The organism is Streptomyces sp. NPDC037242 (assembly GCF_055604165.1).
The window spans coordinates 1,455-3,681 of the sequence record NZ_JBVJUY010000069.1; the positions used below are offsets into that span (position 1 = coordinate 1,455).

4 protein-coding genes are annotated in these 2,227 nt (G+C 68.3%); 2 read left to right on the top strand and 2 right to left on the bottom strand.

Annotated features, from left to right (window positions below):
- The first annotated feature begins 299 nt into the window (after positions 1 to 299).
- Entirely contained in the window at positions 300 to 641 is a 342-nt protein-coding gene (locus ACZ7GJ_RS37835) for a DoxX family protein (protein WP_470758508.1), read from the top strand.
- On the opposite strand, the gene ACZ7GJ_RS37840 is transcribed toward ACZ7GJ_RS37835, so the two are convergent.
- Together ACZ7GJ_RS37840 and ACZ7GJ_RS37845 are read right to left on the bottom strand one after the other, a co-directional pair.
- Complete coding sequence (locus ACZ7GJ_RS37840; RefSeq protein WP_470758510.1) at positions 631 to 921, bottom strand: hypothetical protein; 291 nt, start codon at positions 919 to 921, stop codon at positions 631 to 633. The genes ACZ7GJ_RS37835 and ACZ7GJ_RS37840 overlap by 11 nt on opposite strands.
- The gene (locus ACZ7GJ_RS37845) at positions 918 to 1,274 is read right to left on the bottom strand and encodes a hypothetical protein (RefSeq protein WP_365928730.1); all 357 of its coding nucleotides are present in this window, start codon (positions 1,272 to 1,274) and stop codon (positions 918 to 920) included. Before ACZ7GJ_RS37845 ends, ACZ7GJ_RS37840 begins: the two co-directional genes overlap by 4 nt.
- 119 nt (positions 1,275 to 1,393) lie before the next feature.
- Here ACZ7GJ_RS37845 and ACZ7GJ_RS37850 point away from each other — a divergent pair, with 119 nt between their 5' ends.
- The gene (locus ACZ7GJ_RS37850; protein ID WP_470758512.1) at positions 1,394 to 2,122 is read left to right on the top strand and encodes a DUF2625 domain-containing protein; all 729 of its coding nucleotides are present in this window, start codon (positions 1,394 to 1,396) and stop codon (positions 2,120 to 2,122) included.
- Positions 2,123 to 2,227: the final 105 nt, after the last annotated feature.

Sequence of the window (2,227 nt, forward strand, 5' to 3'; positions counted from 1 at the left end):
GGGGGAGGGCGGCTTTTCCCCGACACGACGCTCTTGCGATATTGCACCACGGCGGCGACCCGTCCAGCGAACCGACCCCCCGACTCCCTGCTCACCGCACTCCGCCACGCCCTGGACGGCAGGGTGGCGGACACGGCCCGTACCGTCGCCGGCGAGGTCCGCACCGACGGTGCGTCAATGGCCGCCCGCCGACTGATCGGGATGCGGTAGGAGGACCGCTGTCACATTCGCGCGGGGTGCCGGGTCAGAGGGGTGTCGGACGCAAGAACCCCGTAAAACACCTGATCGGAGCACCTCTGATGTCGACTGCCTACGTGATCGCGACCCTGTTCGGCGCGCTGATGGCCGGGTTCTCGGCCGGCTCGGTCTTCTTCAACGCCAAGTGGGTCGTCGAGCCGCTCGCCGAGTACGGCGTCCCGCGCGCCTGGTGGACCTGGCTCGGCATCGCCAAGGCGGCGGGCGCCGTCGGCCTGCTGGTCGGACTGGCCGTCCCCGCGATAGCGGTGGCCGCCGCCATCGGCCTGGTCCTCTACTTCAGCGGCGCCGTGATCGCGGTGATCCGGGCCCGCTCGTACGCACACGTCCTGTTCCCCGTCATCTACGCCGCCCCCGCGGTCGCCGTCCTGGCGCTCATAGGTTGACGCGCTTGAGGTACACGCGGCTGCGGTGGGGGACGGTCTGGTACCAGACCATCAGGTGCTCGTCCTCGTACGTACGCAGCCGCATCGGGTGCGGGTCCTCGTAGAGGCTGCCGTCCTTGGGGTCGATGGCCATGGCGGCCAGGTCGACCAGTCCGTCCAGGACGGCAGTGACGAGCCTCTGGTACTCGGCGGACATGTCGCCGAGTACCCACAGCCGACTGGGATCGCACTCCCAGGCCCAGCCGCTGTCGTTCTCAACGCCCTCGCCGCGCAAGGTCACTGGCCGATCTCCCGCTGGGCCTCGGCGAGGATGCGGCTGCTGGTCTCCATCGCGGCCCGGAACTCCTGTTCCGTCGCGGTGGGATCGCCCACGATACGTTCGGCGTCCTGGAGGGCCGCCGACCGCGCGGGCCAGCGGTGGATGGCCACATGGGTGGCCCACTTGATCAGGAAGAACCGCAAAGGGTTGATCGCCCCGGTCTCCGCGGCACGGTCGAACGCCTCGTTGCACTCCTTGTCGAGCACGACGAGGCTCGGCATGTCGATCCGCCGCACGGCGTCCCGCAGGGCTTCCCGCGTCATGGCCGGCTGAGGGATCAGCGGCCCGCCGTCTTCCAGCTGCTCTGCAGTCATGGTGTCCTCCAGGGGAACGCGGCCAGGATACCCAGCCGGTTCTCGAACCGATCGGTGAACCGAAGCCCCGGTGATGACCTGGAGGGCCGGGACTCGGGTGCTGGTGCGACGATGCAGGAATGCGCAAGATCGATGAGCTGATCAACGTCGAGGATCCGGCCTGGCCGTTGCTCCTGGAGGAACTGTCCGGCACCGACGTACCCGTTGAGGTGCTCCCCGGCGATCCAGGGGCAGGCCGTGCTTCCCTGCTCCAGCTCCAGGTATCCGCCCGGTCGTACTTGGGCAGCGTCATCCTCAATTGCGGCGGTCTACTCGTGGACAACGGGTGGCTGCGCATCTTCGGAAGCCCGAACAGTGCCGCGCTCGAGGGACCGCCCGGCCTGGCCGAGGTCAACGCGATGCCTGCGGCATTCGATCCGGCATGGCGCACGGGTGCGGGCCTTGTGGTCGCCCACGACGTGCTGGGCGGGATCTTCGCCCTCAACGGGGGCAATCCCCGTGATGCCGGTCGGCCCGGCGAGCCGGGCGAGATCCTCTACTTCGCCCCCGACTCTCTCAGCTGGGAACCCCTGGGCGCCGGCCACTCGGCATGGCTTTCCTGGATTTTCGCCGGAGGGCTTCAGGAGTTCTACGAGGGCTTGCGGTGGGACGGCTGGCGCGGCGAGGTCTCTGTGCTGAACGGCCGGCAAGGCCTGTCGTTCTTCCCGCCGTTGTGGTCGGCCGAAGGTCGCCGGGATCTGTTGGCTACCAGCCGTCGTACGGTGCCCATGGCGGAACTCCTGGGCCTGAGCCGCGACTCGTGCCTTCAGTTCGACGGAGTCGATCCGGGGTTCCTCGGGGTCTCATAAATCGCAGGCGAAGGGCCGTGCGTACCCGGCCCGTAAACGCAGAAAAGCCCCGCACCATAAGGTGCGGGGCTTTCCCACAATGATTGTTCGGCGGCGTCCTACTCT